Source organism: Synechococcus sp. MU1651 (assembly GCF_023630635.1).
Classification (GTDB): domain Bacteria; phylum Cyanobacteriota; class Cyanobacteriia; order PCC-6307; family Cyanobiaceae; genus Parasynechococcus.
Map to the genome: position 1 here is coordinate 116969 of NZ_JAKUHJ010000004.1, position 25798 is coordinate 142766.

Genomic DNA, 25798 nt, shown 5'->3' on the forward strand with positions numbered 1-25798 from the left:
TCCTCCGATCAACGGTGCCTCCATGTCTCCCAGCGCTTCTCTTGCCGGACAGACCGCCCTGGTGACGGGAGGAGGTCGCGGCATCGGCCGGGCCATCGCCCTGGCCCTGGGCGAAGCCGGTGCAGAGGTGGTTGTGAACTACTCCAGTTCCGCTGCCGCAGCCGATGAAGTTGTCGCCGCCATCACCACAGCTGGGGGCAAGGCCTATGCCCTGCAAGCCAACGTGTCGGTTGAAGCCGAGGTGGATGGCCTGATCAAGACGGTGCTCGAGCGCAGCGGCCGTTTGGATGTGTTGGTGAACAACGCCGGCATCACGCGGGACGGCCTGCTGATGCGGATGAAAACCGACGATTGGCAATCGGTGATCGACCTCAACCTCAGTGGTGTGTTCCTCTGCACGCGAGCCGTGGCACGCCCGATGCTCAAACAGAAGAGCGGTCGGATCATCAACATCACCTCCGTTGTGGGGCTGATGGGCAACGCAGGACAGGCCAACTACGCCGCCGCCAAAGCGGGCGTCATCGGTCTCACCCGCAGCACCGCCAAAGAGCTCGCCAGCCGTGGCATCACCGTGAACGCTGTGGCTCCGGGTTTCATTGCCACAGACATGACCAAGGACCTCGATGCGGAGGCCATCCTCAAAGACATCCCCCTGGGAACCTTTGGCACCCAGGAGCAAGTGGCCGGTGCCGTGCGCTTCCTTGCCGCCGACCCGGCCGCGGCCTACATCACAGGCCAGGTGCTGCAGGTGGATGGCGGCATGGTGATGGCCTGACCCTCAGGATCAGGAATCAAGAGGTTGGGCCAACTCATCCCGCAGGCGGCGGATGCGCTGAAGCAGGCGTAACCGACGGCTGCGGGCAGTGGCGGTGAGAAAGATGCGCAGGGGCACGTAAACCAGGGCCATCGAACCGGCCAGCCCCGCCATCAGAACAAAAAAGAGCGCTCCAGATTCACCCATAACCGGACCCTAATCAGTTCATTTGAGAGCGGCATCCCGGCAGCCCCCAACCATTCGGCTTTCCCCACCACAACGCCTCTCCACGAGGGCCACATCGCTGTGGGACAGTGACCAACGGCGTGCCCGCGACTATGGCCAAACTCCTTTCCTTCTCTGACGAATCCCGCAGCGCCCTCGAGCGGGGTGTTGACGCACTCGCCAATGCGGTGCGCGTCACGATCGGCCCCCGCGGTCGCAACGTTGTGCTCGAGCAGAAATTCGGCGCACCCGACATCGTCAATGACGGCGACTCAATCGCACGCGTCATCGAACTGGACGACCCGTTCGAAAACCTCGGCGCCAAGCTGATGCAGCAGGTGTCCTCGAAGACCAAGGACAAGGCCGGTGACGGCACCACGACCGCAACCATTTTGGCTCAGGCCATGGTGAAGGAAGGTCTGCGCAACACCGCTGCGGGAGCAAGCCCCGTGGAACTTCGCCGTGGCATCGAGAAAGCCGCAGCACAGATCGTGGCGGGACTGGGCGAGCGGAGCCAACCCGTCGCCGGCGATGCCATTCGTCAGGTGGCCACAGTGAGCTCCGGGGGTGACGACGAAGTCGGTCGGATGATCGCGGAGGCGATGGACAAGGTGAGCACCGATGGGGTGATCACGGTTGAGGAATCGAAGTCTCTGGCAACGGAACTGGAAATCACCGAAGGCATGGCCTTCGACCGGGGCTACAGCTCCCCCTACTTCGTGACGGATGCCGACCGTCAGGTCTGTGAATTTGAAAACCCCCTGATCCTGCTGACGGATCGCAAGATCAGCACGATCACGGATCTGGTCCCCGTGCTGGAAACCGTTCAGAAGAGCGGTTCCCCCCTGCTGATCCTCTCTGAGGAAGTGGAAGGCGAAGCCCTCGCCACCCTGGTGATGAACAAGAGCCGTGGGGTTCTGCAGGTGGCAGCTGTTCGGGCACCCTCCTTTGGCGAACGCCGCAAGGCAGCCCTCGCCGATATCGCCATCCTCACGGGCGGGACGCTGATCAGCGAAGACAAGGCAATGACCCTCGACAAAGTGACCCTTGAGGATCTCGGCAAAGCCCGCCGCGTCACCATCAGCAAGGAGAGCACCACGATCGTCGCCACCGACGACCATCGCCAGGCGGTGAGCGAGCGCGTCGGCGCGATCCGACGTGAGCTGGAGGCCACTGAATCCGACTACGACCGCGAAAAACTCCAGGAGAGAATCGCCAAGCTGGCCGGCGGCGTGGCTGTGATCAAGGTCGGTGCACCGACGGAAACAGAACTGAAGAACCGCAAACTGCGGATCGAGGATGCCCTGAATGCCACCCGTGCCGCCGTCGAGGAGGGCATCGTTGTCGGAGGCGGCAGCACGTTGCTGCAACTCTCCGACAGCCTGGACGCCCTGGCTTCATCCCTGAACGGCGACCAGCGCACCGGCGTTGAGATCGTGCAGCGGGCACTGACGGCGCCGATTCATCAGATCGCCACCAATGCCGGTCAGAACGGTGATGTTGTGATCGCGGGCATGCGCAGCAGCGGCCAGGGATTCAATGCCCTCAGTGGCGCCTACGAGGACCTGATGGCTGCTGGCATCGTTGATGCCGCCAAGGTGGTGCGCTTGGCCGTGCAGGATTCGATTTCGATCGCTTCTCTCCTGATCACCACCGAGGTTGTGATTGCCGACAAGCCGGAACCCCCTGCACCAGCTCCCGCCGGAGACGGAGACCCCATGGGTGGCATGGGCGGAATGGGTGGCATGGGCATGCCCGGAATGGGCGGCATGGGTATGCCCGGGATGATGTGATCAGCTGATCATTCCCTGGCGATAGGCGATCACCTGGAGGTCCACTCCGGTGATCGCCGTCCCCACCACAACGGTGTCGGCTCCGGCCTGCAATGCCAAGCGTGCATCCACTGGAGAAGCAATTCCCCCCTCACAGATCAGACGAACCGAGCTGGGAAGTTCAGCGCGAAGTGGGGGGAGCAGATCAAACGCAGGGGGGCGCTGCTGTGCCGTGTCTTCCGTGTAGCCGTAGAGCGTGGTCCCAACCCAGTCACAGCCCAGTTCAGCTGCGCGCAGACCGTTCTCCAGCGAATCCACATCAGCCATCAGCGGGGCCCTCAGCTCATCACGGCTGCGCTGGATCAACGCGGCCAGGTCCTGCCCTGCAGGCCGCGGACGGGCTGTGGCATCAATCGCGATCACATCGGCCCCCGCAGACCACACAGCCTGAATTTCTTTCCAGCCCGGGGTGATGTACACCGAACTGTCCGGGAATGTGCATTTCCAGAGGCCGATGATCAAGGCATCCGGACAGCGCCGACGCACAGCACCGATGTGTTCAGGGCTTTCCAAGCGCACACCCACAGCCCCATTGCGCAGGGCTGCATCCGCCATGGCTGCGATCACATCGGGATCGCGCATGGGCGAACCCTGGGGGGCCTGCACCGAAACGATCAGCCCCTGATCCAGGGATTCAGGGTTGGGAATCATGCTGTTCAGGACGCCTTCGGGAAAGCGTCATCCTCCCGGCGGGGAAGCCAACGCCGCAGCGAACGGGGCGTGCTGATCGGCGGGGCAGGCACAGGTGCCGCCGCAAAGCTGCGTTGAAGCGGCTTTTCTTCAGCTGCACTCTCGTCCTCTTCGACGATCGGTTCTTCTTCAGCGACCACCCCGTTCGGCATCCCCTCGCTCTCAATCAACACGTCGTCTTCAGCCGCAATCTGCTCCTCTTCTTCAACGACCACCTCGTCCTCAGCAACCACTTCGACCTGACCATCCACCTCGTTCTCAACCAAAACGTCGTCTTCAGGAGCAATCTCCTCCTCCGCGACAGGCATCGGCGCGGAACTGAACTCATGCTTCGAAGCTGAAGGTTCCGGCAAACTCAGATCAAGCTCAGCTGCTCCGTCAAAGCCGTAACGGTGAACCCACTGACTGATCAGACCCGCGAGCAAGGCCTCATCACCTGAGGTTCGGGCCTCCTGGATCTGTTGGGCTAGAGCGTTCTGTCGAGGTGATGGCTGCTGGAACGGAGAAGAGAGCACGGATTCAGGAAAGTTTGCGGTTGAGCAGAGGGCGAATCGCAAGAAACAGCCCGATGGTGAGGAACAGAAGGATCAGCAGGCAACTGGTGCCGGTGACATCCCCATAGGGGGCCTCCAGCAGAACGGCCGAAAGGTCCAGAGGACCCTGGTAAGCCGCTCGAATGGGTTCTATCGCGAAGGTAAGGGGATTCAAGGCCGCAAGCCAGCCCAGCCAGGTGGGCATGAATGACAACGGGGCCAAGGCCGTGCTGGCAAACAGCAATGGCAAGTTGGCCACAAAAATCACAGCGATCAACTCGATGTGCCCCGGCAAAGCGAAGGCCAGTCCGAGGCTGAGGGCCGTCACAGCAAAAACCAGAAGCAGCAGCGTCACCAGCACCAGGGCGAGGCCGCTGATGCCGGGCCATCCGTAACCGAGCACTGCTGCCGTGCCCATGATCGCCAGACTCTGCAAAAGGCTCAGCGCCGTGATGTAGATCACCGACGCCAGCACGATGGAACTGCGGCTTCGCAGCGGTGCCACCAGCAGCCGATTGAGGAAACCGAATTCGCGATCAAACATCACTGGCAAGCCGGCATTCAAAGCACCGCTGAAGGCTGTGAAGACAATCACTCCAGCACCAAGAAAACGGCCGTAGCTCATGCCCCCTGGCAACAGCCCCTCGGGGGCATTGGCGAACAGTGCACCGAAGAGAATCAACCAGATCAGGGGTTGCAGAACCCCGGCGATCAAGGTTGAAGGGCGACGCATCAACTGAAGAAACAAGCGCCGGGTGAGGGCCAACGTTTCCTGGCTGAGCTCGGCGAGGGCTCCGGATTGCTGCTGCTGGAGAACAACAGATGCTGTTGGGGTAGTCATCGTTGGCACTCAACGCATGGATTGACGCTTTTCCTGTTTGACGTCGCGCTGGCCTGCGATGGCCAGTTCAGCGTCCATCAGGGTGCGTCCTGTGGCCTGAAGGTAGACATCATCCAAGCTGGGACGACTCTGGGCCAGGGCAAACACAGGCAAACCTGCAGCTTCGAGGGTCTGACGCAGCTGATCGATCACGGCCCCTCCCTCAATCACCAAGTTGAGGGAAAAACCCTGGGAGCGGTTCACCACCACCTGACGCACCCCATCCAAGGGTTCGAGAAGGGCACGCACCTGGGTGGCCTCATCGGCATTGCTGAACTCTCGGATTCGCAGAGTCACGCGATCACCCCCAAGCCGTTGTTTGAGCTGATCAGGGCTGCCCTCGGCAATCACACGGCCGGCGTCGATGATCGCCAACTGATCCGCCAGAGCCTCCACTTCTTCGAGGTAGTGACTGCTCAGCAGAACAGTGGTGCCCTCATCAACCAGCTGACGCAGCAGCTGCCAAATGGCACTGCGGCTCTCGATATCCAGTCCCACGGTGGGTTCATCAAGCACGAGCAACCGGGGGCGGTGCAGCAGACCGGCGGCTAGATCCAGACGCCGCCTCATGCCACCGGAGTAGGTGCCGCAGCGGCGGTCAATCCAGTCGCCCATCGCGAGGCGGTCAATCAGATCGGCGATGCGGCTATCGCGATCGTTCCGCGGCAGGTGGTAAAGATCACCTTGCAATTGCAGCAGTTCCCGGCCACTCAGGATCTTGTCGATGGCCACCTCCTGGGCCACATAACCCATGAGCTGGCGCACTTCTCGTGGCTGTACCAAACCGTCAACACCCCCAACAACAACGGAGCCGCTGTCGGGGGAGAGCAGGGTGGCCAGAATGCGCATGGCCGTTGTTTTGCCGGCACCGTTCGGGCCAAGCAGCCCGTACAGGCATCCTTCAGGAACGGTGAGATCAAGCTCACGCAGAGCCGGTACCGAGCCGTAGGCCTTGGAGATCTTGCGCAGTTCAATCAACGCCATCAGGCACCGTCAGTGACTTGCTCGGCCAATTCAGGGAATCTAGAGAGTGCTCATTGCACCGCCGTTGGCAGGGAGAGAAGTTGCATCACCTGGTGAGCAAAGCCTGAGGCCAGATCCGTCCGGCTGAGAATGAGAAGCAGGCAAAGACCAAACATATAAAGGATCGACCAACGGAACAGGGCCATGGCATTCACAAGGCTGTCGGGATCCAGGGACAGCCGATCGACGAGCTGCAGGAATCGACCGTTGTAGGGCAGCAGCATCACGCCATAGAAGGCGCCACCTGAAGGCAAAGCAAAAACGCCCAAACCGCTGAGCAGAACAGTGATCCAGCCGTAGGTCTTGATCGCCCGTGCCGTCACCACCGGACCCTTCACCACGGGCAGCATCGGGATCCCGACAGCGCGATAGTCCTCGCGCAACAGCAGGGCCAAAGCCCAGAAATGGGCTGGCGTCCAGACCATCACCAGAGCGAACAACCACCAGCCCCCAAGGCCAACATGGCCCGTGGCGGCCGCCGCCCCAACCAGGGGCGGAATGGCCCCGGCGACCCCACCGATGACGATGTTCTGGGACGTCCGCGGCTTGAGCAAGGCTGTGTAGAGCAGCACGTAACTGCAGAGGCCGAGCAGGGACAATCCAGCGGCGAGACAGTTCACACCGCTGACGAGAAGCATCGCCGCCGCCAGGGTGCAGGCGATGGCGCCGATGAATGCACTGGTGGGAGACAGCCGACCGGAGGGGAGTGCACGACCGCTGGTGCGGGCCATCCGGCCATCGAGATCCTGCTCCCACAAGCAGTTCAGAACCCCTGCAGCAGCAGAGGCAAGCGCCCCTCCCCCCAGAGTGCAGACGAGCCGAGGCGATGCAAGAGGCCAGCCTTCACTGAGAGCCATTCCACCCAGGGTGGTAGCCAGCAACAGAGGGATAAGGCGGGGCTTGGCGACTTCCAGCCAAGCCGGAAGTTTCACCCGCTTGCGGGAGGGAACGACCTCCTCACGGGTCGGACGAACGGTTGCAGTGATTTCAGCCATGACAGGCCTCCAACGAGGTGTCGTCGAGGACGACGGAACGGGACGGTGAGGGGAGGTCCGGAGAGCGAACCAGAAGCGCCGCCAGCAGAGCAATCAGCAGTGCAGCCACGAGTTGATGCGCAACAGTCACTGCCGGTTGCGACAAACCAAGACGAAGGGTGAGGACGCCAAGGGCCACCTGAACCAGCACCAGAAGCACGACCCCACCCAGCCAGGGCCACTGCTGACGAGCCCAACCACCCGCCAGAACTGCTGCCCCGGCGAAGCCGAGCACAACAACGGCCACCGGCATCGCCGTCAGGCGATGGGACAGCACCAGTTGGCAGGCCTCTCCTCCAGCAAGGCATCGCTGCCCTGCCCACGCGGTGGCCATGCGACCACCGAGCAGGCACTGCACAAAGACCGACAACAGGCCAAGCGATGCCCCGATGCGCCACCAGAGCGGAGCGACGGCAGCAGCGGGATGAAGCAGGCGTTGGGTCAGCCCACTCAGGAGCGCCACGAGGGTGAGTGCGAGTGCCAGGTGGGCTGTCACCACGGCAGAGGGGAGCAGCTGGGTCACCGTCAGCGCACCCAAACCTCCCTGCATCGCCACCAAAACCATCAGACCGATGGCCAGCCAGGGCAGCCATCGCGGCAGTTGGCGGCGCTGAAGCGTCGTCGCCACAGCCATCACCACCAGTGCAATGCCGATGACGAAGGCATCGAGGCGGTGGAACCACTCAAGGAACACCTGAACATTCATCTGGCGACCCGGCAACAACGAGCCGAAGCACAGGGGCCAGTCCGGGCAGGCCAAGCCGGCTTCCATCACCCGGGTTGCTCCACCGATCACCACCAAAGCGATCACGGCAACCACAAGGTGAGCCGACAACAACCCAAGACGTCGACGCAATGTCGACATTGAGGAAAGCATCATCGAACAAGCTCCATCCGATGCACCCAAAAGGGATTGCTTGGACCGTAGCGATGCAGAAGATGACGTCACGCTGTGTGGACGTCTGCAACAGAAAAGATCAAAAAGTCATCCCCTTTCCCTGACAGAAATGAGGCCTTAACAATCACTTCATGGAGAACCGCAGCCAACCCCATACGCTGTTGAAAACCTGGGATTGATCAGGTGCAGATCCCATCCGCCATTCTCACGTTGGTGATCGGGATGGTCCTTGCTCTGGGCGGCCTATGGATCGGCCAGAACATCAACCTTCTCCCCATCGATGCGAGCGCCAACGCGCCGATTTACGACGAGCTTTTTAAGGTTCTATTCACGATTGGCAGCATTCTGTTTATCGGAATTGTTGGCCTTCTCGTGTTCAGCCTGATTCGCTTTCGGCGACGCAGCGGCCAGCTCGGCGACGGCCTGGCCATCGAAGGAAACCTGCCCCTTGAAATCTTCTGGACAGCTGTTCCTGCTGTTGTGGTGCTGTTTGTTGGTCTGTACAGCTACGACATTTACGACCGGATGGGGGGCATGGTGCCTCTGGCCCATGACCACATGGGCGGAGCCCACGACGAACAGATCTGGGGAGGCATCAGTTCAGGCTCGATTGAATCAGCAGCCGCAACAAATGCTTTACCCGTTGAAGTGACAGCCATGCAATTTGCCTTCCTCTTTCATTACCCAGAGGGAGACATCACATCAGGTGAACTGCATGTTCCGGCCGATCGGCCGATCACTCTTCGGATGGAAGCCAAAGATGTGATTCACGCCTTCTGGGTGCCTGAATTTCGCTTGAAGCAGGACGTTATTCCCGGCCAACCAACCCAGCTGAGTTTCACACCCACACGCACCGGCCGTTATCCAATCGTGTGCGCCGAACTCTGTGGGCCCTACCACGGTGGAATGCGCTCCACCGTTGTGGTGGAAAGCCCGGAGGACTGGGACAGCTGGTACAGGGACAACGCCAAAGCCGCACCTGAAAACGAAACCCTCACCATCGCGAACGCCTGAGATGACCATCAGTTTGCCCCCGGAAACTTCCAGCCCTCCACGGCTTCAACCCAGCGGCTGGTTGCGGTATTTCAGCTTCAGCGTTGATCACAAGGTGATCGGGCTGCAGTACCTCGTCTGCGGCTTTGTTTTTTATCTGATTGGCGGCGCCCTAGCCGGTGCCATTCGCACGGAACTCACCAGCCCCGTGTCCGACTTCATGGCACGTGATGTCTACAACCAGGTTCTGACGCTCCACGGCACGGTGATGATCTTTCTCTGGATTGTCCCCGTGGTGAATGGTGCTTTTGGGAACTATTTGATCCCCTTTTATGTGGGTGCAAGGGACATGGCCTTCCCGCGCCTGAACGCCGTGGCGTTCTGGCTGATTCCTCCAGCAGGTTTGATGCTGATCACCAGCTATTTCCTCACGGGGGCTGCGCAATCGGGCTGGACGGCCTATCCACCTCTGAGCATCACCACACCAGCAACGGGCCAAATCATCTGGATCTTGAGCGTGCTGCTCTTGGGCGGAAGTTCGATCTTCGGAGGCATCAACTTCATCGCCACCATTCTCAAACTGCGGCGGCCCGGCTTGAAACTAATGCAGCTCCCCATGTATTGCTGGGCGATGCTGGGCACCAGCATTCTTGTGGTTCTCTCAACACCGGTTCTGGCAGGAACGTTGGTGTTGCTGAGTTTCGACATCGTTGCCCATACAGGCTTCTTCAACCCCACCCTTGGGGGAAACGTGGTGGTTTACCAGCATCTGTTCTGGTTCTACTCGCACCCAGCCGTTTACATCATGGTCTTGCCGGCCTTCGGCTTGGTGAGCGAAATCCTGCCGGTTCATGCCCGCAAGCCGCTATTCGGCTACGTGACGATGGTGTATTCGATCATGGCCATCGTTGTGTTGGGCCTGGTCGTGTGGGCGCACCACATGTTCACCAGCGGCACACCTCCCTGGATGCGCCTGTTCTTCACCATTGCAACCGCATTCATCGCCGTTCCCACCGGCATCAAATTCTTCAACTGGTTGGCAACACTCTGGGGCGGCCGCATCAGCCTCAACAGCGCCATGCTGTTTTCCTGCGGTTTCATCGTGAACTTCGTGCTCGGAGGCATCACAGGGGTCGCCCTGGCGCAGGTGCCATTCGACATTCATGTGCACGACACCTACTTCGTCGTCGCGCACTTCCACTACATCGTCTTCGGTGGATCGGTGTTCGTGATCTTCGCCTCGATCTACCACTGGTATCCCAAGTTCACCGGCCGGATGCTCAATGAAGATCTCGGCCGCCTGCACTGTGCCCTCACGTTCATCGGCTTCAACCTGTGCTTCGGCCCCCAGCACTGGCTGGGCCTCAATGGGATGCCGCGACGCGTTGCTGAATACGACCCCCAATTCACCCTGATCAATCAGATCAGCTCCGTCGGAGCCCTGCTGATGGCCATCAGCACCCTGCCTTTCCTCTGGAATGTGATCCACAGCGCCCTCAGCGGTCCTGTCGCAGGCGACAACCCCTGGAAAGCACTCACGCCCGAATGGCTGACCAGTTCTCCGCCACCGGTTGAAAACTGGATTGGTGAGGCCCCTCTTGTGGAAGAGCCCTACGGCTACGGCATCCCACCGGACGAGCTGGACCTGACCGCAACCAGCGGTCGTGATCTCTGGAGCAGCGGCAAATGACCACCACAGTTCCCACTAAGGATCAGAACCACAGCCACGGGGAGCATGCCGAGCATCCCGATCACCGCATGTTCGGCCTGGCCACATTTCTTGTGGCGGACGCCATGACCTTCGCCGGCTTCTTTGCGGCCTACCTCACCTTCAAAGCGGTCAATCCCCTACCGGATGGAGCCATCTATGAACTGGAGCTCCCCCTGCCCATCCTCAACACCGTTCTGCTCCTGGTGAGCAGTGCCACCTTCCACCGGGCCGGCCAGGCGATCCGACAGGACGACCACGGCCGCTGTCGACGCTGGCTGCTGATCACCGCAGGCCTGGGCCTGGCCTTTCTGGTGAGCCAGATGGTGGAGTACTTCACACTCCCCTTCGGTCTCACCGACAACCTTTACGCCAGCACCTTCTTCGCCGCCACGGGATTTCATGGTCTCCACGTGACCCTCGGCGCCCTGATGATCCTGATCGTCTGGTGGCAGGCGAGGCAGCCGCAGGGCCGTGTGACTGCAGCCGACCACTTCCCCCTGGAAGCAGCGGAGTTGTACTGGCACTTTGTTGATGGGATCTGGGTGATTCTTTTCTTGATCCTTTATCTGCTCTGATCCCTTGCCTTGATTGGCGAGCGTGGCCAGAATTCAGTTGAATTAATTCCTGAAATGCTGGTCGGCAAGGAACTGCTGGACAAGGCCAGATCGCTCAGCAATCGGCCGGAAGATGACATCGCCCGCGGCTGCGGCTACGTCGGCCCCAGCGGACGACTGCTGAAAAAGAGTTTCTATCGGGCTCTGGTGGAGGCCAAAGCGGCGGCCCAGGGATGGCAATTGCCGAAAAGCAGCAGCAGTTCCTCAGGCGGAAGCCGAGGTCGCCAGGCCGAATTCCGAACCCGTGTGCATGGCAACGGCAACCTGCTGATCGGCCACGCTTACACCCGTCGGCTCGGCCTGGAACCCGGGCAGGAGTTCAAAATCGAGCTGCAGCGGGACTCCGGAATGATCGTTCTGCAGCAGATGGATCAAGACCAGCCGTGATCCGCCAGCCAGCTGGCTGAAAGACTCTCGGTCTTGTCTTGGCCATCGGTGTTTCCGTCATCGGCAGCGGCGGCATGCAGCAGCCGCTCGGCGTAACGGGCCAATTGATCGGCCTCCAGGTTCACGATGTCCCCGACCGCCAGATGTTTCAGGGTCGTCTCCTCCCAGGTGTGGGGGATGACGGCGAGGCTGAACGTCGTTCCATCGGCTGAACAGTCAGCCACCGTGAGACTGATCCCATCCACCGCGATGCTGGCCTTCTCACAGACGTAACGGCCGAATCGGGGCTCCGACCAGCGGATCGACACGGCCCAGGAGTGAGGGAGGCTCTCCAGATGGGTGACTTCACCGGTGGCATCCACATGACCGCTCACCAGATGACCTCCAAGGCGGTCGCTCAGTCGAAGCGCTGGCTCGAGGTTCACCGCACCACCACGGTCCGCTTTGCGTCCCAACGTGGTGCGGCGCAGGGTTTCCTCACTCACATCAGCGCGGAAACCATCCGCGATCAGCTCTGCTGCCGTGAGGCAAACGCCATCCACAGCAACGCTGTCGCCAAGGGCCAACGGGGCAAAAGGAGCGCAGCCCCAAACCACCACCGCCCCGGCACGGCGCTCGATCCTTCCAACTGACTGCACCAGCCCCGTGAACATCGCCCGCAGCGGCTCTCTGGCCATAATCGGATAGAGCTGCGCCGCCGACATGGTCGAAATGAGCGTCGCCGGAATCGCCCTCGATGCCGCCAGCCGCACACCCATGGTGCTGCTGCGGGATCCCAGTGGCCGCCGTCAGGTGCCGATCTGGATCGATCAGGCGCAAGCCCACAACATCATGGCCGGACTACAGGGGGGAGAACCACCACGCCCCCTCAGCCATGACCTGATGGCAGCACTGTTGGTGGCTGGGGGGCTCGAACTGGAACGCGTGATCGTCCACGCGATTGAAGACAGCACCTTTCATGCGGTGTTGAAGCTGCGACCCGATCTGGACGAAGCCGAGTTGGCTGAAAACGAAGTGCTGGAACTGATCGAAGTGGATGCCCGACCCAGCGACGCCATTGCGCTGGCGATCCGCACGGGCAGCGGCATCTGGATGCTGGAAGAGGTGGTGGCGGAAGCCTCGATACCGGTGGATGCGGAGGCGGATGCGGAAGATCAAAGTGCCTTCAGCCGTTTCGTCGACGACCTCAGCCCTGCGGCCTTGGTGCGCCATCTGCGCAACCAAGACAGCGAGACACCCTCGGAGGAGTGAACACCCGCGCCTTCGGCAGCGGCCGCCCCGTCAGCCTGTTCACCCTCGGCACGATGCGTGCCCTGAACTCGGCGGCCCAGATGGCCGAGGTGCTTGACGCGGCAGCGGCAGCTGGGATCAACCATCTGGAAACCGCCCCGGCCTACGGACCTGCGGAACGTTTTCTGGGAGAGGCCCTTCGCCAGAACAGCCGCACAGACTCTGACCACTGGGTGATCACCAGCAAACTGCTGCCAGGGCTGAGCTTCGAGGAAGGACAACGCCGCCTTGATCAGATTCTGGAGCGCCTGGGCTGTCCACAGCTCGACAACCTCGCCATCCATGGCATCAACCGGGAGGAGCACCTGGACTGGGCCCTGGTGGGTGATGGGTCCAGGCTTCTGAACTGGGCTCTCAGCAGTGGACGCGTCAGCCAGGTGGGCTTCAGCAGCCATGGCAGCAACCCGCTGATCGATCGGGCGCTGCGCAGCCAGCGCTTCAGGTTCTGCAGCCTGCACCTGCATTGGCTGGATCCCCAGCGTCTGCCCCTGGCCCGTTGGGCCCTGGCGCACGGCCTCGGTGTGATGGCGATCTCCCCTGCCGACAAAGGCGGTCGCCTCCAGGCCCCCAGCCCAACACTGGTGGAGGACTGCACCCCCTTTGCCCCCCTCGAGCTGGCCTACCGGTTCCTGCTGGCACAGGGCATCAGCACCCTGACCGTTGGCGCCGCAGCTGCAGGGGATCTTCAACTCGCCGCAACCCTGGCGCAGGGGGATGGGCCCCTCAGCCAGGCCGAGCAACAGGCTCTGATCACGGCAGAGCTTCGGCAGCAGGAACGGCTTGGCCAGGAGCATTGCAAGCAGTGCCAGGCCTGCCTTCCCTGTCCGAACGAGGTTCCGATCCCCGAACTCTTGCGGCTGCGCAATCTGGCCATTGGCCATGGGCTCACCGAATTTGCGCAGGAGCGCTACAACCTCATTGGCCGTGCCGGCCACTGGTGGGAAGAGCACGACGCCTCCGCCTGTGAACGCTGTGGGGAGTGCCTTCCCCGTTGCCCGCATCACTTGCCCATTCCTGATTTGCTGGCGGACACCCACCAACGATTGAAGGCTTCACCGCGACGGCGGCTCTGGAGCTGAATCACGCCAGCGCTCTTCCAGGGCGCTCCGATCTTCGGGCAACAGCGGTGGCAGCGACCAGCAACGCGACCAGGTGTCTGCGGAAGGAAAGAGCAGAGGCCGCAGACGCGCCGATAGGGCGTTCTGATCCACCATCAGCCCCGGCGATGCAATCGGAGCCCGCCATCCCTGCTGCACCAAGCGGCGACGCAGGGGATCCCGCCATCCCTGCTCGACCCAGCGCTGGGGAACAGGTTCACGACTGGCCTCCGGCCTAAGCAGAACAGTCCAGTGCAAGGGGGCGCCGGAGGCAGGCAGGATCGCCCGAAGACGGGGATCACGCCCCAACAGAGCGATGCAGCGGCTCAGGGGAAGAACCACCACCTTGGCCTCACCCTTAAGCAACCAGTTGGTGGCTTGACGGTCGTCATAGGTGAGGGCCTGGCGACGCAGCGCAGGCAAAGCCTGGCCTCCGCCCAAATGGTCCGCCAGGCTCATGACCAAGCGGGGGCTGGCGGGAAGCACCACACGCCCTGCCATGGCGGAATCCAGCAACAGGGGCCACCCCGCCTGGGTCATGGCCGCGTCATCCCGCAGCAGCATCACCCAGGGGCTGACGGCCAGCGGCAACACCCGATCCTGAAGAGCACCGAGGCTGGCCAGCAGAGCCTTGGCCTGACCATCCAACTGGCTCAGGAGCGGTTCAGAGGCAATGGGCTGGAGCGTGTCCGCTGGATGGGCATCAAGCCATCCATCACCGATCACCAACACATCGGCACGCGCCTGATCCGCCGGCCTCCAGTCCTGCTGGGCTGGAGCCAGCGTCAGGCTCCATGGCTTGGGCAAGGCATCAGCCCACGCTTTCGGCAAAACCCCAGCCGGAGCCATCAGGGTTGGCGCGGATGTCGCCGGACGACAGCCCGCCAGCAGCACGGTTCCCGTCGCCCCGATCATCTGGAGCACTTGGCGCCGGCGCAGGGGACCCAACCGCTCTCTCCAGACGTTCATGGGCTTGACGTTACGGGGCGGCTGAGCAGCTGCTCCAGGGCGTGCTCACAATCCAGCACCAGATCGGCACACGAGCATCCACGCAACTGGGCAAGCAGCAAAAGAGCGCCGGCCCCCACGCCTTCTTTCACATAGCCCCGTTCGTAGTCCCGTAAGGGTTGATGGGTGCTGCTGTGAAAACGCACGCCGCAGGCCAGAACGGAGAGGGCAGCAGCCAGGTGGCTCGCAGTGGCATCCACCAGCCCGCCGAAGGGGGACTGACCTGCCAGATCCGCACCCTCATCAGCAAGCCAACCGGTGGTGCCGATCAGCACCTGGGCCGCCAGCTGGTCCCGCTGACGGGCGGGCAAAGCCTGCATCGCCAAGGCCAGAACAGCCAGCATCTGGCAACCGCCCCCCAGCAACAACGGTTGTCCCGCGGACACCGCACCCACCACCACCCCTGCAGTGAAGGCCTGAAAAGGGTCACCAACAGCGGCCAGGATCTGCTCGGCCGAAGGATGCGCACCAAGCGAGGCCCGCTGAAGCCCTCGGACAACGAGATCTTTCTTGAGTTGCTGCGGCGGATGAAGAGCACTACCGCTGATCAGATGGGCAACCTCCACGCCGAGGGCCGTCAACACCGCTTGAGCGGTTGTGGTGCCCCCTGGAACACACTCCGCCACCACCAAGGGGCGTTGCAACCCCCGCCCCAGCAGCTCTCCCTGTCGCCACAAATGCTGCACACGCGGCAATGGCATCGCCGCACCACTGGACAGGCAGGCCGAGGGGCCTTGGTCCAGGGGCTCGATGTGCAGGTGAGGGAAATCGGGTTTCTGAGCCAAGCCGAGGGCCGCCACCTGCGGCCTCAACGTCAAGCGTCGCGCCGCGACATGGCTGAGCAGGGCGGGGGAGACGCCAGCGGGCAGAGGCGGCAGAGGCCAACGGCGCTGCCGCGCCGGCCCGTGAATCAGTAGCTCCGCATCAGCCAGGGCGGTGTAGCGCCGCGAAGCCACGGTGGAGCCAGCGGCTGAAATCCCTTCATGCTCAGCCGTATGTGTGGCCGCCAGAACGAGCAAAAGATCCAGCGGTTGATCGTTGGAGGTCCAGGGACGAAGTGCCGCTGCGTCCAACGTTCGTGCACCGAGACCTCCCAGCTGCTGGCAGCCCTCAGGCAACACCGAGGCTTCAGAGGGGATCGAGGGCAATGAGTCCATGCAGCAGCCTCGGGGGCTCCGGAATCGGTGATTTCAGGCGGGGAAAGATCCAGTACGCCAAAGCATGAAGAGACAGCACATAGATGACCTCCTGAACCACCACCAACAGCAACGCCATCAACTGCACCTGGGTGAGATCCGGTGTGATCGGCAGATGCAGTACCGCGATCAAGCGCTCGAGCAGAGCGGAACCGGCCCGGGTGATCACGACCCAGAGGTTTTCTCCCACCAGCAACGAAAGCACCAGAACGCGCACCAAAAACCCTGCTGTTCCCAGAACAACGCCCCCTGACCAGCTCAGCCACCAGCTGATCCCCCGGCACCAGCTCCAGCCCAGCCAGAGCGACAAAAGGCCGTAGGGAAACAGCAGCAGAGGTCCACGCAAAGGGCCCATCAAGGCGGTGAGCAGAAGCACAGAGAGCAGCAGACCCTCTGCACCGGAACGGTTGCCACGACGCAACTGCAGCAGGATCAGGGGCAAGGGAAGGGCCAGACGGAACAGCGCACCACCCACCGGCAAGTAGTACAGAGCCAACCAGATCAGCCCAGTCGCTGCCGCGAGATATGCCCCCTCAACCAGCCTCAGAGCCTGCTGGCGGCTCAACCGGGGGGTCACGTCGGTCATGGTTCAACCCGCTCAATCCGTTCCACCGCAAAGCCAACATCCGCCTCACGCAGGGCGCGGGTGACGGCTTCAGCAGGAGCGGCAGGGTCGGCTCCGGCCAAACGGATGGTGATCCGGTAGGGCGCCTGGGGCAGACCTTGGGATGACACCGTCCGCGGTTTTGGCTGTGGAACGGGATCAGGAGCATCCGTTGCCTCAGGCAGGGAAACAGCCTCGGCCGCCGGCGTTGAGAGGCCCTCAGCAGTAGGGCTGGCAACCGATGGGCTGACAACTGCTGGGCTGGTCTTCACAACCGGTACGGGCGCAGCTGCCTGGGCCGGCCTGGCTTCAGGCACCGCGAAGGAGCGCTCCAACTGTTCAGCGACCGGTGTGCCGGCACAGGCCTGCAGGAGCCCCACAGGCAGCAGCCAAAGCAGACGGGCCATCAGTTGTCAGCCGGCTTGATCACCCGCACCGCACTGGCTCTGAGCCGACCGGTCTTGGTGGTGGCGGGGGGTTTCTTGGCGGCTGGTTTCTTGGCAGCTGGTTTTTTCGCGGCGGTTTTACGACCGCCCTTCTTCGATGCTGCCTTGGCGGCAAGCAGTTCCACCGCCTCCTCAAGGGTCACATCGTCAGCGCCCTTGCCTTCCGGCAGCGAGGCATTCACCTTGCCCTGTTTGACATACAGGCCGTAAGGACCGTCATAGACCTGAATCGTTTCATCACTGCCCTCCGGCTTACCGAGGTCCTTGAGGGCGGTGCGTCCACCCCGACCCCGTTTGGGCATGGCCAGCAGCTCAAGGGCACGGCTCAGCCCCACCGCCAGAACATCGTCATCCCCCTTGAGCGATCGGTAATCCTTTTCGCCCTTGCCCTTGTCCCAGACGACGTAAGGGCCAAAGCGGCCCAGCCCCGCCTGAATGCGCCCACCATCAGGATGTTCGCCGAGAAGACGCGGCAAGCGGAGCAATCCGAGGGCATCCTCCAGGGTGAGATCCTCCGGCTTCTGCCCCTTGGGCAGAGAGGCACGTTTGGGCTTTGGGTTCTCATCACTCACCTGGCCCCGCTGCACATAAGGCCCGTACTGGCCGAAGAGCAGGTAGACCAAATCCCCCGTTTCCGGATCCTCACCGATGGCTTCGGGGCCGTCGGCCTTCTGTTTGAGGATCAGTTCGGCCTGCTCTTCATCCAGATCAGCCGGAGTGATCTCCCGGGGCAAGGTGGCCTTGATCAGCTCTTCCTCACCGTCGTCGCTGACCCGTTTGGCCTCCAGGTAGGCGCCAAAGCGGCCGATGCGAACCACGGAGGACAAGCCCTCCAGATCGATGGTGCGGGATGCACCGGGGTCAATATCCCCTTCCCGTTGCTGCACCTGGTTTTCCAGGCCTTCATCACCCTTGAAGAAGCCCTCCAGGTAAGGCAACCACTGCACCTTGCCGTGGGAGATCTCATCGAGGGTGTTCTCCATTCGAGCGGTGAAGCTGGTGTCCACCAGTTCAGGGAAATGCTCCTCGAGCAACGCCGTCACAGCAAAGGCGGTGAAGCTGGGGGTAAGGGCGTTGCCCAACAGCGTGGCGTAGCCGCGATCCACGATCGTTCCAATGATCGAGGCGTAGGTCGACGGCCGGCCGATGCCCTCCTTTTCCAGCATCTTCACCAGCGATGCCTCGCTGAACCGTGCCGGCGGCTGGGTCTGATGGCCAAGGGGCTCAACGGTCTTCGGCTCCGGTGCATCGCCAACGCTCAACGCCGGCAGCAACACTTCCTGACCCTCAAGGGCCGCATCGGGATCATCGCTGCCTTCCACGTAGGCGCGGAAGAAACCGGGGAAGTCGATGCGCTTGCCGCTGGCCCGGAAACTGGCCTCGCCTGAGCTGAGATCCACCGAGAGCATCGTGAGCCTGGCTTCAGCCATCTGGCTGGCCACGGTGCGCTTCCAGATCAGCTCATACACCGCCAGATCTCGCCCATCCAGACCGGTTTCACCGGGGGTTCGGAAGCTTTCGCCCGATGGACGAATCGCTTCATGGGCCTCCTGGGCATTGCGGGCTTTGGTGCTGAACTGCCGCGGCCCTTTGCTCAGATACTCCTTGCCGTAAAGGCTCTCCACGCAGTTGCGGGATGCGTTGATCGCCTGATCCGACAAGTGAACCGAGTCGGTCCGCATGTAGGTGATGAAACCGCGTTCGTAGAGCCCCTGGGCACAGCGCATGGTTTCCCTGGCTGAGAGGCGCAGCTTGCGATTCGCCTCCTGTTGGAGGGTGCTGGTGGTGAAGGGAGGCACCGGCTTGCGCACGGTGGGCTTCTCCTCCACCGCATCCACAGTCCAGGCGCTGGTTCGCACGGATTCAGCCAACGCCTTGGCCTCGCTCTCGCTGAGCAGCCGCACGGCACTGCCCGCCTTCAGCCCGCCGGTGCTCTCGTCGAAGTCGTTACCGGTGGCGATCCGCTGGCCACCCACATGGGTCAGCTTGGCCTCAAAGGCACTGCCCGACTGCTCAAGCTGGGCCTTGAGGTCCCAGTAACTGCCGCTGCGGAAGGCGCGGCGGGCCCGTTCCCGTTGAACCAGGAGCCGAACCGCAACGGACTGCACCCGCCCGGCGGAGAGTCCCCAGGCCACCTTTTTCCAGAGGAGAGGGGACAGGGTGTACCCCACAAGGCGATCCAAAATCCGCCGGGTTTCCTGGGCATGGACCAGCTCCATGTCCAGGTCGCGGGTCTGATCCAGGGCCTTGCCGATGGCCTCCTTGGTGATCTCGTGAAACACCATGCGCTTCACCGGCACCTTCGGCGCCAGCAGCTGGAGGAGGTGCCAACTGATGCTTTCGCCTTCACGGTCTTCGTCCGTCGCCAGGAGCAACTGATCAGCACCCTTGAGGGCGTCCTTGAGTTCGCGAACCGTCTTCTTCTTGTCCTTCGGAACCACGTACAGCGGCTCGAAATCCGCGTCGGTGTTCACACCGAGGTTGGCCCATTTCTGCCCCTTGGCCGATGCCGGAATCTCGCTGGCGTTGTTGGGAAGGTCGCGGACATGCCCCATGGAGGCTTCGACCTTGAATCCCTTGGGAAGGAAGCCACGGATGGTCTTGGCCTTCGTGGGGCTCTCAACGATGACGAGGGTGTGCGCCACTAGCGGCAGGTAAACCGTTCCCCTTCTTTATCGCACCGAGCAGCGCTCTGCATGACCGTCGGCGCGTCAAGCGCCGCTACAGTCGCCCCAGCGCAACGGTTCCAGGCTGCCATGCCCGACATGGGTGCTTTCCTTCTCGCCACCCAGGCCACGGCTGCCCCTGGTGAGCTGCTGAATCTCTCTCTCAACGCCTCCGCCGTACTGCCCGAAGCTGCAGTTCTGCTGGCGATGATCGCCACCCTCTTGGTGGACCTGGCCGGCGAAAAGGTCGCCACACGTTGGGTGCCGCCGATTTGTTATGTGGGCCTGGGGACCTCCCTGGTGCTGCTGGCACTGCAGTGGAACGCACCGCTGGAGCCCTCGTTCCTTGGAGCCTTCCTCGCCGACAACCTGGCGGTGGCGTTCCGGGCTGTGATTGCCTTGTCCACGCTTCTGTCGCTGCTGATCAGCTGGCGTTACGCGGAGAAGAGCGGCACACCCGTTGGCGAGTACGCCGCCATCCTCCTCGCCGCAACCCTCGGCGCCATGCTCCTTTGCGGGGCAACGGATCTGGTGAGTGTGTTCATCTCGCTGGAGACGCTCTCCGTCGCCAGCTATCTGCTGTCGGGCTACATGAAGCGGGATGCCCGCAGCTCGGAAGCAGCACTCAAATATCTGCTCGTGGGATCGGCAGCCGCTGCTGTTTTCCTGTACGGCTCTTCCCTGCTGTACGGCCTGAGCGGCAGCACCAGCCTCGACACCATCGGCCTGGCTCTGCAAACCAGCAACACACCTCTGGCTGCTTTGGCCCTGGTGTTCGTCTTGGCCACCGTTGCGTTCAAGATCGCAGCCGTTCCCTTTCACCAGTGGACGCCTGACGTCTACGAAGGCTCACCAACCCCTGTGGTGGCGTTCCTTTCCGTGGGTTCCAAAGCGGCCGGATTCGCCCTGGCCCTTCGCATCCTGGTGGGTTGCTTTGGTGCCTTTGACGATCAATGGAAATTGCTGTTCACCGTTCTGGCGGTGTTGAGCATGACCCTGGGCAACGTTGTTGCCCTCGCCCAAACCTCGATGAAGCGCATGCTGGCCTACAGCTCGATCGGCCAGGCCGGCTTCGTGATGATCGGCATGGTCTGCGGCACCGAGGACGGTTTCGCGGCCATGGTTCTGTACATGGCGGCCTACCTGTTCATGAACCTGGGCGCCTTCGCCTGCATCATCCTCTTCTCGATCCGCACAGGAAGCGATCGAATTTCTGATTACGCGGGGCTTTACCAAAAGGATCCCCTGATCACCCTCGGCCTGAGTCTTTGCCTGCTTTCTCTTGGTGGCATTCCGCCAATGCTGGGTTTCTTCGGAAAGATCTATCTGTTCTTTGCCGGCTGGGCGAACCACGAATACCTGCTGGTAGTGGTTGGCCTGGTCACCTCCGTGGTGTCGATCTACTACTACATCTCCGTCATCAAAATGATGGTGGTGAAGGAACCCCAGGAGGCCTCCGATGTGGTCAAGGCCTACCCCGAGGTGAATTGGTCGTTGATGGGGATGCAGCCGCTTCGGGTTGCCCTGATTGGATGTGTGGCGATCACCGCCGTTGGCGGGATCCTCTCCAATCCCCTGTTCCAGTGGGCCAACACAGCGGTTGCAGGAACGCCATTGCTTCAGCAGGCCATCGCCCTGTCAAGTCTGAAGGGTCTTGGCTGAGGCTGTGCAGCAGCCGGTTGCTGAGCTCAGGGGGATCAGCAAGATCTACGGATCTGGTGATCTCGAAGTCAAAGCCCTTGACCAACTGAATCTCACCGTTCAGGAGGGGGATTACCTGGCGGTGATGGGGGCCAGCGGCTCAGGCAAGAGCACGGCGATGAACATCCTTGGCTGCCTCGACCGGCCCACCAGTGGCACCTACCGGCTCAATGGCACGGCCGTTGAACTGTTGGATGACGATGCCTTAGCCGACGTTCGCAACCGCTCGCTCGGGTTTGTCTTTCAGCAGTTCCATCTGCTCGGCCACGCCAGCGCCATGGAGAACGTGATGCTGCCGATGATCTATGCGGGGGTGCCCAGGGAGGAACGGATCGAGCGTGCCCAATCGGCCCTGCGCCGCGTTGGTCTAGCGCAGCGTTTGGAGAACAAGCCCAATCAGCTCTCCGGAGGGCAGCAACAACGAGTGGCGATCGCCCGGGCCATCATCAACCGCCCCAGTCTGCTGCTGGCGGACGAACCCACAGGGGCTCTGGACTCCAGCACCACCGCCGAGGTGCTGGAACTGTTTGATGAACTCCACCAACAGGGCATCACCCTGGTGATGGTGACCCATGAGGACGATGTGGCGGCCCGAGCACAACGCATTGCTCGATTCCAGGATGGTCGCGCGCTCACTGGATGCCCACAATGAGTGCAGTGCCCCTGCGCTAATGGAGGAGACCCCCAAGGCTCTTCGTGTTGCAGTCGTGGAGGATGATCCGCGCATTCAGCAGCTGATAAGTGCTGAAATCACCGATGCGGGGTGCAGGCCGCGTGCTTGAACGCCAGGGAATCATGCACGGTGTTTGGGGAGAAAATTTTTATGGGGACGACAATCTTCTCGATGTCTATATCCGCTACCTGCGTCAAAAAGTCGAACTGGAGGACGCGCCAACCCTCATCCACACCGTGCGCGGTGTTGGATTCATCTTCCGGGAACAGACGAACTGACGTCTCTGTTTCGCTCGGCATCGCTCTGGGCTAGGGCTGATCCCGTTCAAGGCTGCGCAACACCTGGCCGAACAGGAGCGAAACAGGATCGTTGTTGGCACGCATCACGGCGGAAAGATCCAGATCCCCTGGATCAACGGCCTGCCAACCGGCCCGCGAGGGTGTGCGCAACTCGAAATGCAGGTGCGGCCCTGTGCTGAGACCTGTGCTGCCGACGCGGCCAATCACCTCTCCCTGGCGCACCGGTTGACCGGGTCGCACGTAGATCTCCGAGAGCTGGCCATAGAGGGTGCGGCGCAATGGCTCGGCGTGTTCCAGTTCGATGGCGACGCTATACCCACCGGCAAGACCACTGCTTAAGACCTGCCCCGAGAGAGCAGCCACCACCGGTGTGCCCTCCGGTGCCGCAAAGTCCCGCCCGGCATGCATCAGCCAGCTCCCCAGGATCGGATGCAGACGCCAACCAAACCCACTGCTTTTCAAAGCGTCTCCAGCCACCGGGAAGAGCAGTTGACTGTCGCCATTGCCAGGAGTTGGCAGCGGACGGGGCGTGACCGCAAAGACGGATTCCAGCCGAAAGGTGCCGCCATCGGGGGCGAGAAGCGCTGACACGGGAACACGCAACGGTTGGCGGGAGGGGATCATGCGAACCCGTGCTAAGGCCGGTGCCCCCGGCGGACGCCTGGCCACCCCGGAAGCACAGTCCTGCCTGGACAGAGCACCGGTGCGACAGGCCTCCTTAAAACGGCTTCGTTCGATGGGAACCGCCGCGCCACCGCCCCGAAGCAGCTTGCGCTCCTGGGACGTGATCACCCGTTGGCGAACCAGACCATCGAGCGACTGATCAAAACCCTGCGCAGCCGCGGCTGGAACCAACATCCAGATCAGCGCGAACCAAGCCAGCAACGGACAAGACGGCTGTGCTCAGGAATCCTATGGATGGGACACCAACTCAGGGCCAGCGGCGCCAAGTTTCAGTCCTTGAACCCTGACGCAACCGCAGCCCTCCATCGCGTTCAAGGCCAGCAATCCGCCAGATCTGACCGTCTTGAGGATGGACCAGCTGATCCGACCAGAGCCTGGCCTGAACGCCATCGAGGCACCAGGCCCCATCGCCTCCTTCGTCGTGACAATGATCGAAGGCCAGCAAAACCTCCGCCGTCCATCGGATCGGATCCGCAGCCTGCTGCCCTTGAAGCCTTCTCAGGGCAATGGCATGGCCAGGAACTGCATTCCGCACATTCAGGCCCAGGCCGATGCGTAGCAAACGCAGCTGGGAGCCCCGCTGCACCACACCTGGTAGAAGGCCCGCCAATTTGCGGCCGTTCACGAACAGGTCGTTGGGCCATTTGATCTGAACCGAAAGGCCCTGCTGCTCAAGCCGTTGCACCACCGAAAGGGCCAGCGCCAAGCCAAGCAAGCCGGCCTGACCGGACCCTTGGCTCCGCCAAGGCAAAGCAGCACTGATCCAGACACCACCTGGCGGAGAAACCCAGGCGCGCCCCCATTGGCCGACTCCCCGGCGCTGGTGGGTGGCAATGACGGCGCGAGGTCCCATCAATGAAGGCTGATCGCGCAACCAGGCCCCCAGCAGCTCCTCCGTGCTGCTGCACACAGGCACATGACGGATGGACCAGTGCCGTGCCGAGGCACCAGCGAGGCGGCGATACGTCGCCATCAACCGACCACCACCGAAGTGTGGGAATCGATGTTGCGGCATGCGTGGATCAGTCATCCATCGCATCCGCGAGACGCGATGCAGCGTCCACCAATTCATTCACTGGCCGTACAAGCGCCATGCGCAGCCACTGGCGACCGCCGCCACCAAACCCAGACCCAGGGGTCAAGGCGACACCACTGCGCTGAAGCAGTTCACTCGCGGCATCTTCATCACTCCAGCCCCGACGATGGGCCGCATCAGGCAAGGGGAACCAGAGGTACATCGCCATCTCTGGACAGGGAACCGACCAACCGCGTGCCCTGAGGGTCTCGACCACACGATCCCGTCGTTCGCGATAGGTCGGATGCAGTTGCCGCGGCCAATCGGGGAAGCGTTGCAAGGCCTGAATCGCACCCTGTTGCAGAGCCAGGCTCTGGTTGAAATCGATGACGGCCTTGGCGCTACGCAGGGCGGCAATCAGCGGTGCCGCACCAACTGCAAAACCGAGTCTGAATCCCCCAAGGCACCAGCCCTTCGAAAGGGAGAAGAATTCAATGCCGCACTCCCTCCAGTTCGGAGCCTGCAACAGCGAGGGAGGCTCTCCATCCAGGGCAAGATCCACATAGGGATTGTCGTGAGCGATCACCACGTCGTGCCGAGCTGCGATAGCCGTGATGCGATTGAGATCCTCCTGATCCCCCACCCGGGCTGAAGGGTTGTGGGGGTACCCCAAAACGAACAACTTCAGTTGATCCCAGAGCTGGGGGCTGATGGTCGTCAGGTCTGGCCGCCAGTCGTTTTCAGGGGAAAGGGCCAGCGCCTTGGTCCGGGCTCCCGCCAGGTGCAATCCACCGGTATGGGACGGATAACAGGGGTCCAGATGCAGGGCGGCGTCACCCGGATCCAGCACCGCCAGCGGCAGATGGGCGGTTCCTTCCTGGGATCCCACCAACAACTGGACCTCATGATCAGGATCCACGGCAACGTCGAAGCGATGCCGACACCAGTCCGCGACGGCGGCATGAAAAGGCCTCAGTCCGGCTTGAAGGCAATAGGAGCTGCTGCTGGACTCCATGACCGCTGAGGCCATGGAGTCCAACAACGCCGTGGGAGGCCGAAGATCAGAGGATCCGATGGAGAGATCCACCAGATCCGGACGGACCGAAGAGGACGCCTCGAGCCAATAAGCCTGTTTGGCGGCATCAACACGGGCAAAAACAGCGCTGCCCAGTGAGGCAAGCCGCTTAGAGGTTGGCATCCAGGAAGGACTGCAGTTGCGGTTTGGCGATGGCACCTTCATGCCGCGCCACCACTTCACCGTTGCGGAAGAGGATCAGTGTGGGGATGCCCTGAACCTGGTAAGCGTCACGGGTCTGAGGATTGGAATCCACCTCGAGCTTGCCGACGCTGACGCGATCGCCGTAGTCGCTCGCCACCCAATCCATCAACGGTGCGATCAGTCGGCAGGGGCCGCACCAGGCAGCCCAGAAATCGACGAGGACCGTGCCGGAAGCCTTGAGAACTTCACGTTCAAAACCAGCGTCGGTGAAATCGGCAACAGCTCCAGCCAAGGCACTCAAATGACTGAACTGATCCTATGGAAAG

General features: G+C 62.1%; 27 protein-coding genes and 1 pseudogene. 11 read left to right on the forward strand and 17 right to left on the reverse strand.

Going from position 1 to position 25798, the window contains the following annotated elements; genetic code table 11:
• Positions 1-22 precede the first annotated feature (22 nt).
• Positions 23-775: a 3-oxoacyl-[acyl-carrier-protein] reductase gene (gene fabG, locus NCN05_RS05640; protein WP_114988294.1), complete on the forward strand. Its 753-nt coding sequence runs from the start codon at positions 23-25 to the stop codon at positions 773-775.
• Between the two features lie 9 nt (positions 776-784).
• On the opposite strand, the gene NCN05_RS05645 is transcribed toward fabG, so the two are convergent.
• Positions 785-961, reverse strand: coding sequence for a hypothetical protein (locus NCN05_RS05645; protein ID WP_006850012.1), 177 nt, complete (start codon positions 959-961; stop codon positions 785-787).
• A 131-nt stretch (positions 962-1092) separates the two neighbouring features.
• On the opposite strand from NCN05_RS05645, the gene groL reads away from it, so the two are divergent.
• Positions 1093-2772 (forward strand): chaperonin GroEL, encoded by a 1680-nt coding sequence (gene groL / locus NCN05_RS05650; RefSeq protein ID WP_250397333.1) that lies wholly within the window; start codon positions 1093-1095, stop codon positions 2770-2772.
• Here groL and NCN05_RS05655 read toward each other — a convergent pair whose 3' ends face one another.
• From NCN05_RS05655 to NCN05_RS05680, 6 genes are read right to left on the reverse strand one after another with little or no spacing between them, the layout of a single operon-like run.
• Entirely contained in the window at positions 2773-3462 is a 690-nt protein-coding gene (locus NCN05_RS05655) for an N-acetylmannosamine-6-phosphate 2-epimerase (protein ID WP_250397334.1), read from the reverse strand. It abuts the gene before it with no gap.
• A gap of 5 nt (positions 3463-3467) precedes the next feature.
• Positions 3468-4016, reverse strand: coding sequence for a hypothetical protein (locus NCN05_RS05660; RefSeq protein ID WP_250397335.1), 549 nt, complete (start codon positions 4014-4016; stop codon positions 3468-3470).
• Between the two features lie 4 nt (positions 4017-4020).
• Positions 4021-4875, reverse strand: a complete 855-nt coding sequence (locus NCN05_RS05665) for an ABC transporter permease (protein ID WP_250397336.1) — start codon at positions 4873-4875, stop codon at positions 4021-4023.
• A gap of 9 nt (positions 4876-4884) precedes the next feature.
• Positions 4885-5898 (reverse strand): ABC transporter ATP-binding protein, encoded by a 1014-nt coding sequence (locus NCN05_RS05670; protein ID WP_250397337.1) that lies wholly within the window; start codon positions 5896-5898, stop codon positions 4885-4887.
• Between the two features lie 50 nt (positions 5899-5948).
• Positions 5949-6932: a heme o synthase gene (locus NCN05_RS05675; protein WP_250397338.1), complete on the reverse strand. Its 984-nt coding sequence runs from the start codon at positions 6930-6932 to the stop codon at positions 5949-5951.
• Complete coding sequence (locus NCN05_RS05680) at positions 6925-7851, reverse strand: COX15/CtaA family protein (RefSeq protein ID WP_250397339.1); 927 nt, start codon at positions 7849-7851, stop codon at positions 6925-6927. Before NCN05_RS05680 ends, NCN05_RS05675 begins: the two co-directional genes overlap by 8 nt.
• A gap of 201 nt (positions 7852-8052) precedes the next feature.
• On the opposite strand from NCN05_RS05680, the gene NCN05_RS05685 reads away from it, so the two are divergent.
• The 4 genes from NCN05_RS05685 to NCN05_RS05700 are packed head-to-tail and all read left to right on the forward strand — an operon-like array spanning position 8053 to position 11574.
• The gene (locus NCN05_RS05685; RefSeq protein WP_250397340.1) at positions 8053-8883 is read left to right on the forward strand and encodes a cytochrome c oxidase subunit II; all 831 of its coding nucleotides are present in this window, start codon (positions 8053-8055) and stop codon (positions 8881-8883) included.
• A 1-nt stretch (position 8884) separates the two neighbouring features.
• Positions 8885-10552, forward strand: a complete 1668-nt coding sequence (gene ctaD / locus NCN05_RS05690) for a cytochrome c oxidase subunit I (RefSeq protein WP_250397341.1) — start codon at positions 8885-8887, stop codon at positions 10550-10552.
• On the forward strand, positions 10549-11148 hold the full coding sequence (locus NCN05_RS05695; protein WP_250397342.1) for a cytochrome c oxidase subunit 3: 600 nt from the start codon (positions 10549-10551) through the stop codon (positions 11146-11148). The genes ctaD and NCN05_RS05695 overlap by 4 nt, the downstream gene beginning before the upstream one ends.
• A gap of 54 nt (positions 11149-11202) precedes the next feature.
• Entirely contained in the window at positions 11203-11574 is a 372-nt protein-coding gene (locus tag NCN05_RS05700; protein ID WP_011363609.1) for an AbrB-like transcriptional regulator, read from the forward strand.
• Here NCN05_RS05700 and NCN05_RS05705 read toward each other — a convergent pair.
• Positions 11559-12227: a riboflavin synthase gene (locus NCN05_RS05705; protein ID WP_250397381.1), complete on the reverse strand. Its 669-nt coding sequence runs from the start codon at positions 12225-12227 to the stop codon at positions 11559-11561. The two genes, NCN05_RS05700 and NCN05_RS05705, sit on opposite strands and share 16 nt — an antisense overlap.
• Positions 12228-12276: 49 nt before the next feature.
• Here NCN05_RS05705 and NCN05_RS05710 point away from each other — a divergent pair, with 49 nt between their 5' ends.
• Both NCN05_RS05710 and NCN05_RS05715 read left to right on the forward strand, forming a co-directional pair.
• On the forward strand, positions 12277-12825 hold the full coding sequence (locus tag NCN05_RS05710; protein WP_114988245.1) for a bifunctional nuclease family protein: 549 nt from the start codon (positions 12277-12279) through the stop codon (positions 12823-12825).
• A complete protein-coding gene (locus tag NCN05_RS05715) occupies positions 12822-13943 on the forward strand; it encodes an aldo/keto reductase (protein WP_250397343.1) in 1122 nt (373 codons plus the stop codon). Before NCN05_RS05710 ends, NCN05_RS05715 begins: the two co-directional genes overlap by 4 nt.
• Here NCN05_RS05715 and NCN05_RS05720 read toward each other — a convergent pair.
• Genes NCN05_RS05720 through topA form a run of 5 tightly spaced genes read right to left on the reverse strand, consistent with a single transcriptional unit; the run spans position 13917 to position 19860 of the window.
• Positions 13917-14930 carry a type 2 periplasmic-binding domain-containing protein gene (locus NCN05_RS05720; RefSeq protein ID WP_250397344.1) on the reverse strand — a complete coding sequence of 338 codons (1014 nt, stop codon included), beginning with the start codon at positions 14928-14930 and terminating at the stop codon, positions 13917-13919. The genes NCN05_RS05715 and NCN05_RS05720 overlap by 27 nt on opposite strands.
• Positions 14927-16126, reverse strand: a complete 1200-nt coding sequence (locus NCN05_RS05725) for a nicotinate-nucleotide--dimethylbenzimidazole phosphoribosyltransferase (protein WP_250397345.1) — start codon at positions 16124-16126, stop codon at positions 14927-14929. The genes NCN05_RS05720 and NCN05_RS05725 overlap by 4 nt, the downstream gene beginning before the upstream one ends.
• The gene (locus NCN05_RS05730) at positions 16098-16751 is read right to left on the reverse strand and encodes a DUF2232 domain-containing protein (RefSeq protein WP_115010362.1); all 654 of its coding nucleotides are present in this window, start codon (positions 16749-16751) and stop codon (positions 16098-16100) included. The genes NCN05_RS05725 and NCN05_RS05730 overlap by 29 nt, the downstream gene beginning before the upstream one ends.
• On the reverse strand, positions 16748-17176 hold the full coding sequence (locus NCN05_RS05735) for a hypothetical protein (RefSeq protein ID WP_250397346.1): 429 nt from the start codon (positions 17174-17176) through the stop codon (positions 16748-16750). Before NCN05_RS05735 ends, NCN05_RS05730 begins: the two co-directional genes overlap by 4 nt.
• Positions 17176-19860, reverse strand: coding sequence for a type I DNA topoisomerase (gene topA / locus NCN05_RS05740; protein ID WP_250397347.1), 2685 nt, complete (start codon positions 19858-19860; stop codon positions 17176-17178). Before topA ends, NCN05_RS05735 begins: the two co-directional genes overlap by 1 nt.
• 111 nt (positions 19861-19971) lie before the next feature.
• On the opposite strand from topA, the gene NCN05_RS05745 reads away from it, so the two are divergent.
• The 3 genes and pseudogenes from NCN05_RS05745 to NCN05_RS05755 all read left to right on the forward strand — a co-directional run.
• Positions 19972-21543: an NAD(P)H-quinone oxidoreductase subunit N gene (locus NCN05_RS05745; protein WP_250397382.1), complete on the forward strand. Its 1572-nt coding sequence runs from the start codon at positions 19972-19974 to the stop codon at positions 21541-21543.
• Complete coding sequence (locus NCN05_RS05750; protein ID WP_186541918.1) at positions 21536-22234, forward strand: ABC transporter ATP-binding protein; 699 nt, start codon at positions 21536-21538, stop codon at positions 22232-22234. Before NCN05_RS05745 ends, NCN05_RS05750 begins: the two co-directional genes overlap by 8 nt.
• A 104-nt stretch (positions 22235-22338) precedes the next feature.
• Positions 22339-22533 (forward strand): annotated as a pseudogene (locus NCN05_RS05755) (helix-turn-helix domain-containing protein); the annotation flags it as partial.
• A 30-nt stretch (positions 22534-22563) separates the two neighbouring features.
• On the opposite strand, the gene NCN05_RS05760 reads toward NCN05_RS05755, so the two are convergent.
• The 4 genes from NCN05_RS05760 to trxA form a co-directional block, all read right to left on the reverse strand.
• Complete coding sequence (locus tag NCN05_RS05760; RefSeq protein ID WP_250397383.1) at positions 22564-23412, reverse strand: M23 family metallopeptidase; 849 nt, start codon at positions 23410-23412, stop codon at positions 22564-22566.
• A 73-nt stretch (positions 23413-23485) separates the two neighbouring features.
• Positions 23486-24253 carry a biotin--[acetyl-CoA-carboxylase] ligase gene (locus tag NCN05_RS05765; RefSeq protein ID WP_250397384.1) on the reverse strand — a complete coding sequence of 256 codons (768 nt, stop codon included), beginning with the start codon at positions 24251-24253 and terminating at the stop codon, positions 23486-23488.
• 7 nt (positions 24254-24260) lie between these two features.
• Positions 24261-25451, reverse strand: a complete 1191-nt coding sequence (locus NCN05_RS05770) for an aminotransferase class I/II-fold pyridoxal phosphate-dependent enzyme (RefSeq protein WP_250397348.1) — start codon at positions 25449-25451, stop codon at positions 24261-24263.
• Positions 25438-25764 (reverse strand): thioredoxin, encoded by a 327-nt coding sequence (gene trxA / locus NCN05_RS05775; protein WP_170950537.1) that lies wholly within the window; start codon positions 25762-25764, stop codon positions 25438-25440. The genes NCN05_RS05770 and trxA overlap by 14 nt, the downstream gene beginning before the upstream one ends.
• Positions 25765-25798: the final 34 nt, after the last annotated feature.

What these genes read in the sequence shown, in the direction of transcription:
- NCN05_RS05770 (WP_250397348.1), bottom strand. Translation starts at nt 25,451, where the DNA reads ATGCCAACCTCTAAGCGGCTTGCCTCACTGGGCAGCGCTGTTTTTGCC.
- NCN05_RS05700 (WP_011363609.1), top strand. Translation starts at nt 11,203, where the DNA reads ATGCTGGTCGGCAAGGAACTGCTGGACAAGGCCAGATCGCTCAGCAAT.
- NCN05_RS05675 (WP_250397338.1), bottom strand. Translation starts at nt 6,932, where the DNA reads ATGGCTGAAATCACTGCAACCGTTCGTCCGACCCGTGAGGAGGTCGTT.
- NCN05_RS05680 (WP_250397339.1), bottom strand. Translation starts at nt 7,851, where the DNA reads ATGATGCTTTCCTCAATGTCGACATTGCGTCGACGTCTTGGGTTGTTG.
- NCN05_RS05655 (WP_250397334.1), bottom strand. Translation starts at nt 3,462, where the DNA reads ATGATTCCCAACCCTGAATCCCTGGATCAGGGGCTGATCGTTTCGGTG.
- NCN05_RS05695 (WP_250397342.1), top strand. Translation starts at nt 10,549, where the DNA reads ATGACCACCACAGTTCCCACTAAGGATCAGAACCACAGCCACGGGGAG.
- NCN05_RS05765 (WP_250397384.1), bottom strand. Translation starts at nt 24,253, where the DNA reads ATGCCGCAACATCGATTCCCACACTTCGGTGGTGGTCGGTTGATGGCG.
- NCN05_RS05705 (WP_250397381.1), bottom strand. Translation starts at nt 12,227, where the DNA reads ATGTTCACGGGGCTGGTGCAGTCAGTTGGAAGGATCGAGCGCCGTGCC.
- ctaD (WP_250397341.1), top strand. Translation starts at nt 8,885, where the DNA reads ATGACCATCAGTTTGCCCCCGGAAACTTCCAGCCCTCCACGGCTTCAA.
- NCN05_RS05760 (WP_250397383.1), bottom strand. Translation starts at nt 23,412, where the DNA reads ATGTTGGTTCCAGCCGCGGCTGCGCAGGGTTTTGATCAGTCGCTCGAT.
- fabG (WP_114988294.1), top strand. Translation starts at nt 23, where the DNA reads ATGTCTCCCAGCGCTTCTCTTGCCGGACAGACCGCCCTGGTGACGGGA.
- NCN05_RS05645 (WP_006850012.1), bottom strand. Translation starts at nt 961, where the DNA reads ATGGGTGAATCTGGAGCGCTCTTTTTTGTTCTGATGGCGGGGCTGGCC.
- NCN05_RS05735 (WP_250397346.1), bottom strand. Translation starts at nt 17,176, where the DNA reads ATGGCCCGTCTGCTTTGGCTGCTGCCTGTGGGGCTCCTGCAGGCCTGT.
- NCN05_RS05725 (WP_250397345.1), bottom strand. Translation starts at nt 16,126, where the DNA reads ATGGACTCATTGCCCTCGATCCCCTCTGAAGCCTCGGTGTTGCCTGAG.
- NCN05_RS05730 (WP_115010362.1), bottom strand. Translation starts at nt 16,751, where the DNA reads ATGACCGACGTGACCCCCCGGTTGAGCCGCCAGCAGGCTCTGAGGCTG.
- NCN05_RS05710 (WP_114988245.1), top strand. Translation starts at nt 12,277, where the DNA reads ATGGTCGAAATGAGCGTCGCCGGAATCGCCCTCGATGCCGCCAGCCGC.
- groL (WP_250397333.1), top strand. Translation starts at nt 1,093, where the DNA reads ATGGCCAAACTCCTTTCCTTCTCTGACGAATCCCGCAGCGCCCTCGAG.
- NCN05_RS05670 (WP_250397337.1), bottom strand. Translation starts at nt 5,898, where the DNA reads ATGGCGTTGATTGAACTGCGCAAGATCTCCAAGGCCTACGGCTCGGTA.
- NCN05_RS05665 (WP_250397336.1), bottom strand. Translation starts at nt 4,875, where the DNA reads ATGACTACCCCAACAGCATCTGTTGTTCTCCAGCAGCAGCAATCCGGA.
- NCN05_RS05720 (WP_250397344.1), bottom strand. Translation starts at nt 14,930, where the DNA reads ATGAACGTCTGGAGAGAGCGGTTGGGTCCCCTGCGCCGGCGCCAAGTG.
- NCN05_RS05745 (WP_250397382.1), top strand. Translation starts at nt 19,972, where the DNA reads ATGCCCGACATGGGTGCTTTCCTTCTCGCCACCCAGGCCACGGCTGCC.